Here is a 16,496-nt window from a genome sequence, read left to right on the forward strand (position 1 = left end):
GGCAGAAAGCACCATTACCGGTGCTTCTGTTATTCGGCTAACATAGAGTAGTGGATTTTGTAAGCGTATGCTTAAGCGACAAAACTTAAGTTTATGCTTCCGCAGTGAGTTTTGCGAAGTGAATCAAGGAAGTGTATGCTACAAAACTTTTAGGAGGGTTCATAATGAGAAAGAAAGCAGGCAGAAAATCTCTGGTGGTGCTTACGGCAGGAATGCTGTCCCTTTCGCTTCTGGCGGGATGCGGCGGCAACAACAATGGCAACAGCGCTAACGCCGGCAAGGACAACAGCGGCAATGCTGCCAAGAACTCAAGCAGCAACACTGCAACCAAAGCGGATACCGGACTTGACACCTCGAAGAAGGTTGAACTGCAGTTCTACATGCTTGGAGATGCTCCAAAGGATCTGCCGATAATTCAAGACGAAATTAACAAGATGGCTCAAGAGGATCTGAATGCCACCGTGAAGTTCAACTATACGAGCTGGACGGATTGGGACCAGAAATACAAGCTGCTGCTGTCCTCCGGCCAGGCGATTGATCTGATTTTTACAGCGGACTGGACTCAATATCAATCCTATGCTAAACGCGGCGCGTTCCTGGCCCTTGATGATCTGTTGCCAAAAGCGGCTCCGGAGCTGCAAAAATTCGTTCCTGCATCCATGTGGGAGGATGTGAAGGTAGACAATAAAATCTACACGGTTCCTGCAACGTATAAAGAATACGTTACCAACGGTTTTGTATACCGTGAGGATCTGCGCAAGAAATATAATCTTCCAGCACCAACCGACCTGGCCAGCTATGAAGCCTACATGGACGGCATTGCCAAGAACGAGCCGGATTTGATGCCTATGTCCCTGAACAGCGATGTCGGCAACAACCTCCATTACATTTATACGGAGCTGAACAAAATGGTCGGCGCGCTGCCTTACGGTATGGGCGTGAAATATGAAACACCAACTACAGTGTATTCCTACTGGGGCTCCGATGAGCAAAAAGAAGAGCTGAAGACGATGAAACGCTGGGCGGACAAAGGATTTATTCCGAAGAACGTGCTGAACATCAAGGATACGATGCAAGATCCGATTACTTCGGGGAAAGCAGCCAGCATGTTCGGGGATAACCCGACACGCTATAACGACATGAAGATGAAGATCGCCACTACACATCCCGATTGGGAGCTGGCTTATTATCCATTCGGCAAAACTACTGGTTATGCTACACCTGTGCATCCGATTCATAATGGTTTTGCGATTCCGAAGAGCAGCAAAAACCCTGAAAGAGCACTTGCGTTCTATCAGAAGCTGGTTCTCGACAAACGGTATAACCAACTGACGGAATACGGCGTTGAAGGCAAGAACTATACTGTGGAAGACGGCTACTACAAAATGGTCGGCACCAGCCAATCCAATGGCTTCACCCGTGAAGGCATGAACGGCTGGGCATGGAGAAATCCGGAGTTCATGCTGTTCGACAAAGGATTTGACGGGGTAAAAGCAATTTTCGACGAGCTTGACAAGATTCAAAAGCCGGACCTGTTCCTGGGCTTTGCAGAGGATTACAGCTCATACCAGGCAGAGAAGGCAGCACTTGAGCAGGTAGAGAAGCAGTACCTGTATCCACTCCAAGCCGGACTGGTAGATGATGTGGATAAAGGACTTGAAACCTTTATGCAGAAGGCCAAACAGGCCGGTCTGGAAAAGATTCAGGCAGAATGGACGAAGCAGTGGAACGAGTATACTGCGCAAAAAGGTATTAAATAATAGAGGGAAGCCCCGGCAGCGGTTGCCGGGGCTTCTTTGTCTAGAGCCCAGGCGAACTAGGAGGGTGTCATGTTTGGTGCTGGCCGTAACTCCAGGGAATGTTTGGACTTCCGGCCGCTGTTGTCTCCAGATGTTTTGGATTGTACCGCTTATAGCGGATAACATCTGGAGACAAAGGCGGACGCTATCGCTCCTCCAGTTCCAAACTTCCCTTCCGTTACTGTTCACCTTAATGGTATTCCAAGTTCATCAGGACAAGACAAAAAGCCCCTTTGCCGCTGTCGGGACAAAGGGGGAGGGGGTAAAGAAAGAGCGTGTCTCCGAGTATTTGGAGACGCGCTTTTTTTTATGTTGTTTAGGAAATTATGATTCCTCTTTCAAATGAGTGAAAATCAGTCGGATTCGATCTCCTTTTCCAACTAATGCTGGCGAAGAAGCAGGTGAGCAGTGCTATGTAGATTGAACTTGAAATTCCGTAGTCTTCATGTTGGATAACCATAATGGAATATTTGCATGACTGCACTTCTTGCAATAGAATACTTATTATTTTGCGTCGAATCGCCTTCTGCTGTATTTCGTGCAATAGACTTTCGAAATTAGAGTTAAAATCAGCTTTTCCAAGAGATTCTAATGTACGGAGTGCAGTAGATTGAGTTTTTGGAATGATCTATGGGTCATCTGCTGCAGAGCTGCAATAGAATGGAATTCTGAGCTACCTACTGTCTTAGGTCCAATTTGTTCCTGGAAGGGCCCTGTTAGGTGCTGGCCGTAACTCCAGGGAATGTTTGGACTTCCGGCCGCTGTTATGTTTGGATTTCTTTGATTGGAACCGCTGATCGCGGTAGAAATCCAAACATAAAGGCGGACGTGTTCGCTCCGTAAGTATCCAAACCTCCCCTCCGTTACTTTCCACCTAAAGGTGGTTTTTAAGGCATCAAGCAAGAACGGAAAGCCCCTTTGCCGCTGTCGGGACAAAGGGGGAGGGGGTAAGGGAAGAGCGTGTCTCCGAGTATTTGGAGACGCGCTTATTTACTTACAGAATGCTTCTGTTCCAAGGAATACACGCTATTCGCGAAATCCGCGATAAACTCTATTTCTTGGAGAGCAGCTCGATACTGTGCGTCTCTAGAATTGGATTCCAGATGCGATTAACCGATAAGGTAAGCGGCTGCGGGTAATCTGCGGCCTGATTGTCAAAAAATAAACTCATCTCGTCCATTCCCGTACCATCTCTGGAGGTCGTGGTGCCGCCGAAATTGTATAGTGCAGCTTCCCGGTTCGTTCTTTCGTGTACCTGGCCGTCCGCATCGGTAAAATTATCGGCGAGCCATGTGCCGGTGTACTCCGCCTGCACCGCGCCTTGCGAATCGGTATAATAAGACAGGCTGGTCACCTTGCGCCGGAGCAGAATCTCATCCTCTGTTGCATGATGCTCTTGCTTGGATGTGACAATTTCAAAATCGTCTGTCGGCGCTTCAATAACCTGCTGCTTGTTCAGATCGGCCACAAATTTCATGCGGTCCGGCTCCAGAGCCGAGATACCGGCAATCTTCAGCGTGGCGGAGTCCGGCTGGTTAAGCCCGGTATGCCTGAACACCAGCGTTGCCTGCGACTGGTCTGTGTACACCTCGGAATTATCGGCCGTGATTCTGCCCGGATACACCAATTTATCGGTTTGACTCCCGCTGCTTGCGATTAGAACGGGATTAAGCAGACTGAATATCCGTTTGGTGTTCGCCTTGTCATACTCCAGATCAACATAGGTATTGAGCGGAGTATACTCCACCTGGAGCACTTTGATCTTCTGACCGTCTACCGTCAGCGTGCGATCCACAGGCAACGTATGCTCCCGGTCCTTGAATGTGGCCGGATCAAGCTCGAACGATACCTCCAGACCGGTCCGGTACTTGCTGCTGCTGGAAGCGAGCGCCTCATCGGACGTTCCGGTGAGAATCAGAGTGAACTTCACAGCCTTGGAATAGGCGATGGAAGCGGGATAGTTGGTGGAATAAATAAAATCCTTGCTTTGGCCGGGCTGAATCCGGGAGTCGCTAGAGTATGCCATTTCCAGGGATGCACCTCTATGCGGAGATGGAACCTCATAATCCCCGAATTGAATCTTTGTATCCGCAGGTGTGATTTCTTTTTCCGTATCGTTCTGCACACTGAACAGAATATACACTTTGCGGCCGTCCGTGACGGCGCCATCCACATCCATGCGGCAGCCTTTGTTTGTCGCGCTTTGCCGGACCGGCTTGACCAGATCCCGTTCCAGTATGTCGGCAACCAGCCGATTGTGTAATGGCTGGCTGCGATAGCCCGCAAAATCATTCCAGCTTTTGGTGCTGGCCGTCTGCACCGAACCGCCAAGGCCGGAATCGTCCGTACCTAAGGCTGGCAGGCCGATGGAGGAGAAGATCAGAACAACGGCTGCCGCTGCGGCAAGTACCGCTCCTGCTCCGTAAGAATAGAAACGCCGCTTGCTGCGTTTTTTGCCTTGCGCCATTCCGCTGCGCATTGCATTATAAATTTTCATTTCCCGGATCGTTTCCGCATTATGATTAACCTCCAGGGCATCCTGTTTCAGGATGTGTTCTTCTTTTTCCGACATTTCTGTCACCTCCTGCATGCTCACAAATAGTTCCGCAACTGCCCCAGTCCTTCGCGCAGCCAGGTTTTGATCGTGCCTTCGGGTTTATTCAGCACCTTGGCAATTTCGGCAGTCGTCATGTCCTGGTAATATTTGAGCATCACGACATGCCGGTATTTCGGCTTCAACCGGCTCATCGCCCGCTCCAGATCGAGCCGGTCGCTGCTCCTCATCTCCTGGGCTTCCTTCTCCTCGAGCTTCTCCACCGGCACGACGCGTTTTTTGCGCCGCAGCTCATCCATGCAGCAGTTGATGGTAATCCGGATTAGCCAGGGCGTGAAGGCCTGCTCGTTTTTGAGCTTTTTGCGCTTCATCCAGGCCCGGCACGACGCTTCCTGCACTGCTTCCAGGGCATCCGCTTCGGAACGCAGATAGCTGTATGCGATCGCATACAGCTTACGGTGCTCGCCCGCAAGCCGCCGAAAGAATACCTCTTCATCCATCAGCGTAAAATCCGCTGTATTGGCCTTGTTCATTATGTTCTCCACCATTCAACACCCCCTCTTCCTTGTTTGTACCCCGCTATGGAAGAAGTCGCCCCGTAATAGGTTTTCGCAAGTAAGACGGAGCTGACCGGAAAAAAGATTGATTTTTTTCTAAATTAAAACACAAACAGGAATAGGCCAACCAGTAGTTTCTGGCTGACCTGATAAAAAAGACACCCCTAAAATTGTCTTAAGACCAGTACTATGCGTGTTTGGAACGGCGGTAGTCGTTAGGGGTGGTGCCGAAGCTGCGCTTGAACATCCGGTGCAGGTAAGAGCTGCTGGTGAAGCCGCAGCGTTCGGCAATGGTCGTCACGGGCAGGTCGGTATTCTCCAGCAGACTGCATACCTCGCGCATCCGCACCTCCAGAATAACGTCTACGATACTCGTCAGCGTCTGCTGCTTGTAAAGACGGCTGATATAAATCGGAGACATATCCAGTTCATCTGCGATTTGATTGAGGCTTAGGCTGGGCTCCATGTAAGCGCCGTTGATTTTTTGATTAATCAGGCGGACCAGATCATGCTGCTTGGAGCTTTTTTTCTCGGCCAATTGCTCGTACATTCCGCTAAACAGGGCGAAAAAGGCCAGCTCCAGCTCATCGACGGTTTCTACAGCATCTAAAGTAGGCAGCTGAACGTCTCCCTCATTTTGTAAACGATTACGTTTCTGGACAGTATTGATGATTTCCTTAATTGTTACACTGAGCCTGGATACCGCGAGCTGGACTGTTGGGAACGGATAGGATGCGGTCTCGCGGATAATGCTGCTGAAATGCTCCCGGGCATCTTCTATTTTACCGCTCATGAGGGTATCCACGAGCTTTTTCTCTTTTTCAGTAGGATAGTGATAGGCATTGGCTTGAAGCTCATTGATGGACCCAGCGCTGATTATGCAGCCATGCCCGTAGAACAGCCGGTGATTCGACGCTTCCCTAACTTGCTTGTATAGCTGAGGGAGCTGCTGAGGGTTGTGGTCAATATGGCTGTAGGTCAAAGTAAGACTGATCTTCAAGTAGTCGGAGCAAGCCTGCTGAATCTGCCGGAGCAGTGTTTCGATCAGCACGGTGTCCGAATATTCCTTGGGGTCAACGATGTTCAGCAGCACAAGGATGCCGTCATCATTCATATCCACGGTCTCCACCCGGTAGGTCTGGCCGCAAATTTCGGAAGCGATGTTCATAATCGCAAACTTATACGCCAGCAAATAGGAGGAACGGGCCTCCCTGTAATCTTTGTAATCGTCAATCCGCAGCAGGATCAGGCGATAATCATCGCTAAAGGTAAAATGGATGCCGAGCTGCTGCAGCTTCTCCACCTGCTGAATGGATTGCAGAGGCTTCAGGCCGAGGACCAGGTCCCGCAGCGTATTTTGCTTGATCGTAAACATACTGTCGCGTTTCTCGCTCTCCAGAACATTCATCTCCTTGACAATCCGGTCAATCGGCAGATAGAGGCTCCGCGACATGAGCCAGGAAAACCCGATGCCTGCAACAAATATAACCGCTGCAATCAGCAGAGTGGCGTTGCGGATGTTATTAGTCTGCTCGGTAATGATGTCATAAGGTGTAATGCGCACGTACTGCCAGCTTAAATCATCCGGCGCCGTATAGGAGATCAGCGAGCTCATTCCATCGAATTTGTCGATAAAATAACCGGCCTTCTGCCCCTTGATCCGCTGCTGAACCCAGTTCGCTTCCTGCGGAGACAATGGCTGCTGCTCCAGCGTGTTGCCGGACAGAAAAGCCCCCTGGTCGCCAAGAATAAAGGTGGAGCTTCTGGAATCTGCGGGACTGGTAATCTCTTTATTGATCCAAGGAGCAGAGATATTGACGATCACGGCAGAGTTAATCGCCCGGTCCCAGCCGATGGCATCGTAACATAAGAAAGTGTAGGCCCTAACCTGGTCGTTCTGCTCGGCACCGTTCGAATATACCCGGGGAATGGGGGTGAACGGCTTGTATTCCCGGTAGTGGTTCAGAATATCCAGAATATTGGTGTCTACGAGCTCTTTTTCAGTAAATACGCCGTTCTGGCCTTCGGAAGAGGAGATGTACAGCCGCCCGCTTGAAGGATTGTAGACATAAATGGATTCGATATAAGGCATGGAATTCAGATAGTTGCGCAGCTCCGACATGGCGGCCGTGACATCATAAATATCCGGCTTGTCGTAGAAAACAATTTTCGAGACGGTGCTGTTGCGGTAAATTTGAAATGAAAGCGATTGCGCCGCTTCGGTCATGTTAACAACCTCTTTGCTCGTCTGGGTAAGGTTGCTTAGATCTGAGCGAAAGGCTTGTGTTTTCTCCACCCCAATGTAGTACTTGTAGTAGATAATGGTGGATACGAGGAAGGTTAAGGATACACATAACGTCATACTGACCAATACTTTGCTGTAGAGTGCTCTTTTGTTGCCAATCTTGTTCAGTCTCATAAGCATCCCCCTAATTCACTGTGTACTGACTTATTCGTCATCTCATCTTTTTATAGTTCACAGTATAAGTATAATCTTCACACCGTGAACAGAACAGTGGATCAAGCTGGAAACAGTGTACAAAGATGATACCCGAGGCAGTGAACAAATCTAATTTTTATGTACAAAAGCTACAATGTGCGCGAAAATATTGGCTTCGGGGCGAAGTTGGAGGACGTAGGGTTCAGCCTGCTGTGGCAAGAAAGAATGCAGCAAAAAAAGCCGGTGGCCCGGCTTTAGGAAGTTCACTGGCCTTCGGCAATCTGCATTTGCAGCGGGGTGACCTTGAAGCCGTTGACGGGGGCCAAGTCCTGGGAGCAGGAGGAGAGGGCGACGATTACATCGGTAAGCGCCAGCAGGGCCACATAATCTCCGGGCCTCGAGAGCGGCTCCTCAATTACATAGTCGAGATTCTCGTCCAGTGCATTGTTCATGAACCAATTGATCGGATCGGGGATTTCCAGATGACCTAGCTGGTATTTGTGCAGCGCCTTCTGCAGATTGTCATGGCAATTCGGGTGCTCCTCCAGTCCGAAATCAACCTTGTAGCGGTAATAGTCGCAGGCCGGGAAAAAGAAATCATGCTTGCCCACGGTATCCTTCGTTAGCTGCATGAGCGGTCTCCGGCGGTTGCTGTACAGCCCGTCGCCGATCTTCAGCCGGATGCTGCTGAGCGAGGAGCGCATATGCACCGGCGAGACATGCTCGCCCGGGTCCTCCGCATTGAAGCAGATAAAATCGCCAACCTGCTTGCCTTCCACATCAATGATATAGAGCGTCTGGCCCTTGCGTACCCGGAGGCTTCTGCCCTCATAGGGCGGGACCGTAATTTCCTCAACGATAATGGCGTTTCTCATGTTACCTTCACCTGCCTAAAGTGTTTAGTCAACGAACACCGCGACGGCCCGGACAGGGGAGCCGGTGCCTTTGCGGATTTTGAGCGGGAGTCCAAAGTACAGAAAGCGTTTTTGAGCGATTTTATCGAGATTGCATAGATTTTCGGTATTGGTCATTCGATACTCACGGCAGATCAGATGCCCGGAGAATCGTGTATCCAGCGGATTGTCGATGGAAGGAGCGTCAATGCCGATATTGACAATGCCCTGTTCCGCGAGCCACTTCGCCGCCTCGTAGTCCAGTCCGGTGTAGCGGGTCAGCCATTCCTCCGTGCCGTAAGCGCGGCTATAGTGTCCGGTGTAGAGCAGCACAATGTCGCCTTTGTCGAGATGAAGATACCCTCTGCGCAGCGCTTCCTCCAGGTTCTGGCGGGTAACATAGCTATCCGGCGAGACATGGGAGACGTCAAGGCAGACGGCCGGTCCATAAAAATACTCCAGCGGCATCTCGTCGATGGTCGGGCCTTGCGGATCATATTCGTAGATGGCGTCGCTATGGGTGGGTCCATGCTCATTGATGATCAGATTGTTCGTGGCGAACTCGAAGCCCAGCTTCTGCCGGCTCTCCTCATGGCTCATGTTGGGAAAGATCATCGTTTTCTGATGGGGCGGGAATACCGGCATTCCCTGATAGATTTCCTGAGAGAGGTCAATGACTTGAATTCCCATGGAAGACACCTCCTTGTGCGTGTTAGTCAAAAGCGTCCCGCTGCTCCGGCGGGCACTGCCGTTAGCGGGAATATTGGTGAACGAAGCTGTACGTCTAAACCGTTAAGCCAGCGGCGGCAGTACGGTAAAGGCATCCGCGTCGATCAGGCCGATGTCGGTGATTTTCCACGCCGGGCTGGTGACGAGCGAGAGGAAGGACAGGTGCATGAACGGCACGTGCAGCGTGCAGCCCAGCTCCTCGCGGGCCAGCCGGTGCAGCTCGGTAATTCTGGCGCTCATTTCCTTGCCGGTCAGCTCGTCGGTCATCAGCCCGCCGATGCGCAGGGGCAGATCGCCGACCACCTTGCCGCCCTCGATCATGGCAATTCCGCCGTCCATGGCGATAACGCGGTTAACCGCCGTCACCATATCGGCGTAATTGGTGCCGGTGACGATGATGTTATGCGTATCGTGGGCCACGCTTTCGGCGATAGCTCCGGCCTTCAGCTTCATGCCGCGCACAAAGGTCTTGCCGATCTTGCCGCTGCGGCCATGCCGCTCGACAACGAGCAGGGGCAGGAGATCCTCTTCAACAGAGGGCTGCACAACCCCGTCCTTGACGGCGGCAGTGTAGATTCCGGCCCCGGTCAGGTTCTGGTCGGGAATGATCTCGATGGCGCGGACCCGGACGCTGCCTTGTGCGCCGCCTGAGGGCAATTGCAGCTCTTCCAGCTTGACAGGCTTGCGTTTGACGGATTTTTTGACCGAGCCGGGATAAATGTAAGAGGGGATCTCACGGGTCAGCTCGCCATTCTGGGCGACCTGAACTCCGCCGATATACACCTCTGCAATCGTCATTTGCGCCAAATCGCTGATGACGGCGATGTCGGCCTTGGCCCCCGGGGCGAGCAGACCAATATCCTCGAAGCCAAAGTGGGTGGCCGGATTGATCGTCACCATTTGAATCGCCTCAACGGGGTCGATGCCTACGGCAATCGTCCGGCGCACGATATCGTTCATGTGGCCGTGCTTCAGCAGATCCTCGGGCACCATATCGTCGGACACCAGAATCGCCCGCCGGGAATCCATCCCTTCCTCGGTAATCGCCCGGATGCATTCGGCCATATTCCGCTGTGAGGAGCCTTCACGCATGAACACACTGACGCCGTAGCGCAGCTTCTCCATCATTTCTTCTTTGGTTGTTGTCTCATGGCAGGAGACATGGCCGCCGCCGCAGATGATGTGGGCGGCAAGCTCCGGGCCGAACAGGCCGGGGGCGTTGCCCTCGATGCTTTTGCCGATGGACTTGGCGTAAGAGACGGAGGCAAGCAGATCATCAATAAGATAAGGGGCATTGCGGTACACAGGATGAACGTTGCTGAATCCCTGCAGCTCGCCGATTCCCTGCACATAATCATCGCTCAGCAGCTCCTGCATATCCTTGGAGCCAATGTCGGCGCCGGCGGTCTCCAGGCCAGGCACATCAGGCGTGAGACAGGGGACGGTGAACAGAACACGGTTCGGTAAGGTTTTGGCTTCTTCAATCATTGCCTTCATGCCGGGGACACCCAGCACATTGCCAATTTCATGCGGATCGGCGATTAAGGTTGTTGTGCCTGTAGGAATGGACAGCTTGGAGAATTCCGTAACGGTCAGCATTGCGCTCTCAAAATGCATATGCGAATCAATGAAGCCCGGGCTGATAAACTTCCCGGTCATATCCCTGGTGACAGTGGCAGGGCCGATCAGCTTATCGGCTTTGCCCACAAGCAGAATCCGGTCGCCTTTGACCGCCACATCGCCGGGATAGATCTCCCGGGTAATCACATTGATAATGTAGCCGCCTGTCAGCACTAAGTCGGCGTGAAGATGATCGGACAGCAGCACGTCAATCATCCGCCGCTTCTGGATCGCATCTTTAATCTCTGTAGTCAGCATATGCTACAAACCTCCTGCTCCGGGACAATCCACACTGTCCACAATGCCCACAATCGCGGCGTCGATGGGGGCATTCGGATGCTGTGTGGCTCTTGACGCCACGCTGCCGATGACGTAGATGATCGTCTCCCCGATGCCTGCGCCAACTGTATCGACAGCAATGACCGGCTGCCCGGCGGACGAGCCGCCCGGAAGGATCGGCTGTATAATCAGCAGCTTGGCGCCGACGAGATTCTCATCCTTTCTCGTGGCAACGACGTGCCCGGTAATGAGTCCCAGCTTCATGTGATTGTCACCTCTTTGATTTGAATGAATGATATGTGAGACTGCTAGAAAAGCTCAATTCCGTATTGTCTGGCGGCATCCGCAGCCAGCGGGGTGACTACCGCAGGTCCGTTCAGCACGATGGACGTTCTGCCCAGCTTGTGTGCAGCGTAGATGTCCTCTGCGGTTAGCACCTGCTTTTTGTGCGCCGCTTTGCCGGCGGATGTACCGGACAGCCACCCGCACACCTGATCCGGCTCAAGAAGCTTGATGCCGTAGCCCTCGATTTTGCCGAGCATGGCGTGCATCTCAGCCTTAAGCAGAGGGGAGGCTTGCGACAGACCCTGCTCGCCCCAGAGGTAATGCTCCGGCTCCGAGCCAAGCGTCAAAGCTGCGGTCGGTTTGCCGGCGCACAGTGATGCTACGATAAGGTTCACGAAGGGATGGCCTGTATCGAGCTGGGTCAGCCGGGAGAGTAAGGACAGCGAAAGCACCGGAATAAACAGGGCATCGGCATCCGTAGCTCCCGGAGAGCAGGGGGAGGAGGTGGGGATAATCAAATCATCCACCCCTGTGCGGCTGATCAGTTCTCCGGCGCTTATTGAGGCAAGGAGCTGCTCCTCCGCCCATAACTGTAGCCGGATCTTCCCGCTGCTTAGGCTGCGTACCGCCGCATACCCTTCCTCCATGCCGATAAAATGTCCGGCCAGCAGCACCAGAACCCGGGGATACTCTTCTTGCAGCACTGCCGCCCGTGACCGGTAAGACAACCCCAGCAGGGCATTGGCTGCAACTGTACTATGCCGGCTGTCCATTGGAGCGCTTATTCAATGCCTTTGGACAGCAGGGCACGTTCCACTTCGCTGTGCGGACGCGGAATAACATGGACGGATACCAGCTCTCCAACCCGCTTGGCAGCAGCGGCGCCTGCATCGGTAGCGGCTTTCACGGCGCCGACATCTCCACGGACCATGACGGTTACGAGACCAAAGCCGATTTTTTCATACCCGCATATTTCCACATTCGCTGCCTTGACCATTGCATCCGCAGCTTCAATCGCGCCTACCAGACCTTTGGTTTCAATCAATCCGAGTGATTCTCCCATTATAAAAACCTCCATGAAATTATTGGTTTATTCAAGTTCATCCGGCAGTTTCTTGTCGGCGGGTTCCTTTGAAGCGGTCGTTGCTATATCGTGTGTCTGTGGAGCGAAAAGGAATTTCGTCAGTATTTTGCTGCTGACATCTTCATGGGCTTTGGCGATGACGTGGGCAGAAATCACTTTTCCGATACGCAGTGCTTCTGCTTTGCCCGCTTCCACCGAAGCGCTGACGGCAGCGACATCTCCGCTCAGATGGATGGTTACTCCAAGTGAACCGCCGACGCCAATGACTTTTTCGACCGCCACTAGCTGCACATCTGCCGCCTTCAGGGCCGCATCCGCAGCAGAAACGGCGGTAGTGTATCCAAGTGTCTCAATCAACCCCAATGCTTGCATATTTACGTCCTCCCCTTCTATTGATCTGCATAAGCGGCCTGCTGCCGCTGTTCAACCATTAAGCTGTTCAAAGCAGGTCCTAGAGCCGTTATCTGTGCCGGGGTCCCGCTTATAATGCAGCAGCTATCCTCTGCGCGGAGGCTCAGGCCAGCATTGGGCTGGCTGTACAGCAGCCGCTCTGCGGTCCCAATGCTGCTCCAACGGGAACCAGTGTCAATTACGGCTATGGCCTCCTGCAGCCCTGCGCCCAAATGCCGCCGCAGTAAGGGACCGGGATTTGGGCTGACGTATACTTGGACAGGCCGGGAGGCTTCGCTGTGCAGCCGTCCCGCCATTTCCGTCAGATGACGGGTGATTCTGCCGGCATCGCTGCTGAACAGCATAAGCTCAAATCCGCTTCCGGCCGGCCTCCAGCTAACATCGGTTTCCAGTCCAGGCTCTGCAGCGAGCAGATCCTCTACGGCGAAGAGCTGTCCCGGATGGCATGCCGGTGCAAGCAGAAGCCCCGCCGAGCTGGAATTGCGGCCGGATATACCGAGCAGCGGGCGCAGCCTGCTGCTGATCTCGGGGAACAGCCAGCACTCGATTCCTTCCGCAGCAGGGAGGCGGCAGGGCTCCGGCGAGCCGGGGACCTGGAAGGCTGCCGGTCCGGATGGAACGGAGGCTGCGAGGGAGTTCGCTCCAGCTATGCGAGGCGGGGAGGGCTTAACCGGCAGGGTGCGCAGCAGCAGAGGAGACAGGCATTGCTCGGCAAATTGCCTGTTTTGAAACTGCCTGTTCTGAAGCTGTCCGGCTCCCGCAGCACCGTTGATCAGCGCCAGCCGTTGTTCCGCTTTTTCCTTCTGGTAATTAATCCGCTTGATCTCCCCGGATGGCTTCCGGCAATTTCCCGGCTGCAAGCAGGTATGCGGGCAATCCGCTTTGCTGTTGGCTGTGCAGGCATGGGCAGTGACGGTGGCGGTCGAAAGTGTGGGGACGCCAGTTGTGCTGTAGTCAAAGCCGCGGACAGTATCTGGAGCGCCGGGAATGCCGGGAATGCGGGAAGGGGAGGAGACGCCGGATGAAGCGGGAAGGCTTGAATTAGCATGAGCGATAGCGGCCCCGGTAGCCCCGGGAACTGCTGGCTGGTGGTTCCTCAACAGCACTTCGGAGACAATATTTTTCATAAAGTCGGACATGTTCATCACCTCCTTAAGGTTTTGAGTAACATTGTGAATTTGTAGTATCTGGGTCAGGAGCGGCTGGAATTTGGTCTTAGCAGCAAATAGCGGGTTTATGGTCCTGACCTCGGGATGGAAACCCGTTACCGCCTGAGAGTATGAGCTTTACTTAGGTGGCGCCTTCTATTTGGTAGCAGGGCTAAAAAAGCATTTTGGCTAAATCATGGTGCGGCCGCGGGATGACATTTGAAGCCACAAGCTCGCCGCCCGTTCGCCCGTAAGAGGCAGCTCCAGCCCCCACGGCTGCCTGCACAGCGGCGACATCGCCTTCGACAATTACGGTCACCAGGCCGGAGCCTACCCGCTTGAAGCTGACAAGCTTCACATTTGCTGCCTTGCACATAGCGTCCAGCGCCTCTAGCGCCGGGGTCAGTCCCCGGGTCTCAATTAATCCGATAGCTTGCATGATCCACCTCCTTATAAGCTTTGCGCAGCAAAGCTGGCATCGAGAGCATGAGCTTAGCTTTACTGCGCAAGCCGGCATCGGGCACAGATTTGGCTTTGCGAAGCGGAAATCGTGCGCATTGACATTTGCTCTGAGCAACAAGGTTTTATCGGCTTACATTTGCCCGGATAATCATCCAAGCAGCCGGCATAATGCCTGCTGGCCGTCCGCCAATCTGCTGTGTTTCGTGCAGTAGATAATCCTCGTAGCCAGCCGAATCAGAGTTCAATTGCACTTTGTACAATTGAACTTGGGAAATTGGCCCTTAAAGGGCATTTCTCGAAGAATCTATTGCAGGAACTACAGTAGAATGAGATTTTGCGCTGAAATTTGCTCCATCTGTTGCACATTCTGCAATCACCGTTGGAGCTGCTAATTGCATCTTAGCCCGGCTTGCCTTGGTTATTTCCCCACACCAATTACAAATACCGGGCCAGATCAATCTCTTCCTGGCCGGGGATGTGAGTCCGGCGGTAATGCTCGGCTTCGGCCAGGGGGAAGGTGGCGTCGATGCCCATTTTGGCTGAAACCCCCCGCAGGTTGTGCGAAGGCTCCAGCGGGGAGCCTTTGGCGCCTGCGACGATGAACGTGTCCAGGTCCGCCTGGACACGGGTGGCGATGGCCCACTCCACATCGAGCGGGTCCAGCAGATTGACGTCCTCATCAACAACGACCACATGCTTCAGGTCCTTGTCGCTGGCGAAGGCGGCGAGCAGGGCGGTTTTGCCGTCGCCTTCGTTCACCTTGCGGATGCGGATCACCGCATGATAGCGGCCGATGCCGCCCATGCTGATATGCACATCCTGCACGCCGGGCACCACCTGGCGGACGGAGCCCAGGAGGGCGATCTCGCGGGAGATCGCCATGGGCAGCTTCTCCTCATGGCTGGCCGGGAGAATGGTCTGCCAGATTGGGCTGTTCCGGTAGGTGACAGCGGAGAACTCGACCACCGGCTGCTCCGTGCGCGGCCCGTAGTAGCCGCCCAGCTCCCCGAACGGGCCTTCCGGCTCGCGGACGCGGGGGAGAATCCGGCCCTCGAAGACGACCTCGGCTTCCGCCAGCACCTCCAGGTCCACCGTCTTGCAGCGGACCACCTCAAGCGGCGTTCCGAGCAGAGCGGAGGCGACCTCCAGCTTGTCGGCATGGAACAGATGGGTGCTGATCTGGGAGGCCAGCACCACCGCCGGCACAATGCCGAACATAAATGCCGCCTCCATCGGCTCGCCGCGTTCTTCGAATTCCCTGAACTGCTGGAACAGCTCAGGGGAGGAGATCAGGATGCTGGTCCGGTTGCCCTCCAGCAGTTGCATGCGCCGGATGGAGGTGTAACGCTTATGCCCATCCGCACCTTTAACGACCATGACACCGGAGACATAATAGGCTCCGCTGTCCAGCGCATTGTAGGTGCACACCGGGAACAGCTCCCGCAGGCTGATCCTGCCGGTGAGCACGTTGTCGTGCACCGGAGCCTGCTCCCGGCTGCGCGTCGGCAGCGGATGGACCACGGCCTCGATTAGCCGGGGCAGCAGCTCCGCAGGCAACATCTCCATGCTCTCGGCCATCAGCTCCTTGGAGCCGCCAAGACCGGCAGCCATCGGCATGTCATAGCCTTTGACCTTCTGGAATACCAGCGGATGTGCTCCCTTGACTGCCTTAATCACTGCCCCAAGCTCAAACCGCGGGTCAACCTCCCTGCGGATGTACAGCAGCTTGCCGGTCTGTTCCCAATGGGCAAGCAGCTCGCGTATGTTCATATAAGCCATAGTAAAAGACACCTCCAGCTCGTCATTAACGTTCTTCACTTCCAGCTAACAAAAAAAGAAGCCGCGAAAATAGAGAGTCTCTTCTCTAAATCGCGGCTTCCTTCATTCTGTGAACAGAAATGGGGCAAACCTTATGTTGAGGCGGCTTATCAGGATGAAATCGAGATATAGCCGTTGATGATGCATGAACCGTCTGCACTGTAAACCGGGTTCAGCGATATCCCAACTGCAAGATAAATCCCGCAAATAGGGAGGGAGCCGGCCGGTACAAGTTATAATTGCGTAAGCTTAAGTACCATTATAGTGAAAACCTGCAAAAAGTAAATGCTCAATGTTACATTAATTCACTTCAATTCGCTGTAATCCACTTCAACTCAACTCACTTCACTTCAACTCACTTTAATTTACTTCAATTCAACTCACTTTAATTTACTTCACTTCGATTCGCTGTAATCC

The 16,496-nt window shown here is 53.5% G+C and carries 14 protein-coding genes; 1 reads left to right on the forward strand and 13 read right to left on the reverse strand.

Features of this window, described 5'->3' with window-relative positions; genetic code table 11:
* The first annotated feature begins 164 nt into the window (after nucleotides 1-164).
* On the forward strand, nucleotides 165-1,760 hold the full coding sequence (locus tag B212_RS0101395; RefSeq protein WP_019908470.1) for an extracellular solute-binding protein: 1,596 nt from the start codon (nucleotides 165-167) through the stop codon (nucleotides 1,758-1,760).
* A gap of 1,090 nt (nucleotides 1,761-2,850) precedes the next feature.
* Here the strand turns inward: B212_RS0101395 and B212_RS0101405 are convergent.
* From B212_RS0101405 to B212_RS0101470, 13 genes are all read right to left on the reverse strand, one after another.
* The gene (locus tag B212_RS0101405; RefSeq protein ID WP_019908474.1) at nucleotides 2,851-4,371 is read right to left on the reverse strand and encodes a DUF4179 domain-containing protein; all 1,521 of its coding nucleotides are present in this window, start codon (nucleotides 4,369-4,371) and stop codon (nucleotides 2,851-2,853) included.
* A gap of 20 nt (nucleotides 4,372-4,391) precedes the next feature.
* Nucleotides 4,392-4,901 (reverse strand): sigma-70 family RNA polymerase sigma factor, encoded by a 510-nt coding sequence (locus B212_RS0101410; RefSeq protein ID WP_019908475.1) that lies wholly within the window; start codon nucleotides 4,899-4,901, stop codon nucleotides 4,392-4,394.
* Nucleotides 4,902-5,097: 196 nt separating this feature from the next.
* Nucleotides 5,098-7,329, reverse strand: a complete 2,232-nt coding sequence (locus tag B212_RS0101415; protein ID WP_019908476.1) for an AraC family transcriptional regulator — start codon at nucleotides 7,327-7,329, stop codon at nucleotides 5,098-5,100.
* A 284-nt stretch (nucleotides 7,330-7,613) separates the two neighbouring features.
* A complete protein-coding gene (locus B212_RS0101425) occupies nucleotides 7,614-8,225 on the reverse strand; it encodes a DUF1989 domain-containing protein (protein ID WP_019908478.1) in 612 nt (203 codons plus the stop codon).
* A 24-nt stretch (nucleotides 8,226-8,249) separates the two neighbouring features.
* The gene (locus B212_RS0101430; protein ID WP_019908479.1) at nucleotides 8,250-8,933 is read right to left on the reverse strand and encodes a cyclase family protein; all 684 of its coding nucleotides are present in this window, start codon (nucleotides 8,931-8,933) and stop codon (nucleotides 8,250-8,252) included.
* A 102-nt stretch (nucleotides 8,934-9,035) separates the two neighbouring features.
* On the reverse strand, nucleotides 9,036-10,850 hold the full coding sequence (locus B212_RS0101435; protein ID WP_019908480.1) for an adenine deaminase: 1,815 nt from the start codon (nucleotides 10,848-10,850) through the stop codon (nucleotides 9,036-9,038).
* A gap of 3 nt (nucleotides 10,851-10,853) precedes the next feature.
* Complete coding sequence (locus B212_RS0101440; protein WP_019908481.1) at nucleotides 10,854-11,135, reverse strand: EutN/CcmL family microcompartment protein; 282 nt, start codon at nucleotides 11,133-11,135, stop codon at nucleotides 10,854-10,856.
* Nucleotides 11,136-11,179: 44 nt separating this feature from the next.
* Nucleotides 11,180-11,929 (reverse strand): hypothetical protein, encoded by a 750-nt coding sequence (locus tag B212_RS0101445; protein WP_019908483.1) that lies wholly within the window; start codon nucleotides 11,927-11,929, stop codon nucleotides 11,180-11,182.
* Nucleotides 11,930-11,937: 8 nt separating this feature from the next.
* Nucleotides 11,938-12,219, reverse strand: a complete 282-nt coding sequence (locus B212_RS0101450) for a BMC domain-containing protein (protein WP_019908484.1) — start codon at nucleotides 12,217-12,219, stop codon at nucleotides 11,938-11,940.
* Between the two features lie 27 nt (nucleotides 12,220-12,246).
* Nucleotides 12,247-12,612, reverse strand: a complete 366-nt coding sequence (locus tag B212_RS0101455) for a BMC domain-containing protein (protein ID WP_019908485.1) — start codon at nucleotides 12,610-12,612, stop codon at nucleotides 12,247-12,249.
* Nucleotides 12,613-12,629: 17 nt separating this feature from the next.
* On the reverse strand, nucleotides 12,630-13,790 hold the full coding sequence (locus B212_RS0101460; RefSeq protein WP_019908486.1) for a hypothetical protein: 1,161 nt from the start codon (nucleotides 13,788-13,790) through the stop codon (nucleotides 12,630-12,632).
* 181 nt (nucleotides 13,791-13,971) lie between these two features.
* A complete protein-coding gene (locus B212_RS0101465) occupies nucleotides 13,972-14,238 on the reverse strand; it encodes a BMC domain-containing protein (protein WP_019908487.1) in 267 nt (88 codons plus the stop codon).
* A 458-nt stretch (nucleotides 14,239-14,696) separates the two neighbouring features.
* The gene (locus tag B212_RS0101470) at nucleotides 14,697-16,040 is read right to left on the reverse strand and encodes a UbiD family decarboxylase (protein WP_019908488.1); all 1,344 of its coding nucleotides are present in this window, start codon (nucleotides 16,038-16,040) and stop codon (nucleotides 14,697-14,699) included.
* Between the last annotated feature and the right edge of the window lie 456 nt (nucleotides 16,041-16,496).

This window comes from Paenibacillus sp. HW567 (assembly GCF_000374185.1).
Classification (GTDB): Bacteria; Bacillota; Bacilli; order Paenibacillales; family Paenibacillaceae; genus Paenibacillus_AQ.

Excerpts from the sequence above, each read along its gene's own strand:
- B212_RS0101435 (WP_019908480.1), bottom strand. The coding sequence starts at position 10,850 with ATGCTGACTACAGAGATTAAAGATGCGATCCAGAAGCGGCGGATGATT.
- B212_RS0101440 (WP_019908481.1), bottom strand. The coding sequence starts at position 11,135 with ATGAAGCTGGGACTCATTACCGGGCACGTCGTTGCCACGAGAAAGGAT.
- B212_RS0101445 (WP_019908483.1), bottom strand. The coding sequence starts at position 11,929 with ATGGACAGCCGGCATAGTACAGTTGCAGCCAATGCCCTGCTGGGGTTG.
- B212_RS0101455 (WP_019908485.1), bottom strand. The coding sequence starts at position 12,612 with ATGCAAGCATTGGGGTTGATTGAGACACTTGGATACACTACCGCCGTT.
- B212_RS0101430 (WP_019908479.1), bottom strand. The coding sequence starts at position 8,933 with ATGGGAATTCAAGTCATTGACCTCTCTCAGGAAATCTATCAGGGAATG.
- B212_RS0101405 (WP_019908474.1), bottom strand. The coding sequence starts at position 4,371 with ATGTCGGAAAAAGAAGAACACATCCTGAAACAGGATGCCCTGGAGGTT.
- B212_RS0101465 (WP_019908487.1), bottom strand. The coding sequence starts at position 14,238 with ATGCAAGCTATCGGATTAATTGAGACCCGGGGACTGACCCCGGCGCTA.
- B212_RS0101425 (WP_019908478.1), bottom strand. The coding sequence starts at position 8,225 with ATGAGAAACGCCATTATCGTTGAGGAAATTACGGTCCCGCCCTATGAG.
- B212_RS0101460 (WP_019908486.1), bottom strand. The coding sequence starts at position 13,790 with ATGTCCGACTTTATGAAAAATATTGTCTCCGAAGTGCTGTTGAGGAAC.
- B212_RS0101410 (WP_019908475.1), bottom strand. The coding sequence starts at position 4,901 with ATGGTGGAGAACATAATGAACAAGGCCAATACAGCGGATTTTACGCTG.
- B212_RS0101415 (WP_019908476.1), bottom strand. The coding sequence starts at position 7,329 with ATGAGACTGAACAAGATTGGCAACAAAAGAGCACTCTACAGCAAAGTA.
- B212_RS0101470 (WP_019908488.1), bottom strand. The coding sequence starts at position 16,040 with ATGGCTTATATGAACATACGCGAGCTGCTTGCCCATTGGGAACAGACC.
- B212_RS0101450 (WP_019908484.1), bottom strand. The coding sequence starts at position 12,219 with ATGGGAGAATCACTCGGATTGATTGAAACCAAAGGTCTGGTAGGCGCG.
- B212_RS0101395 (WP_019908470.1), top strand. The coding sequence starts at position 165 with ATGAGAAAGAAAGCAGGCAGAAAATCTCTGGTGGTGCTTACGGCAGGA.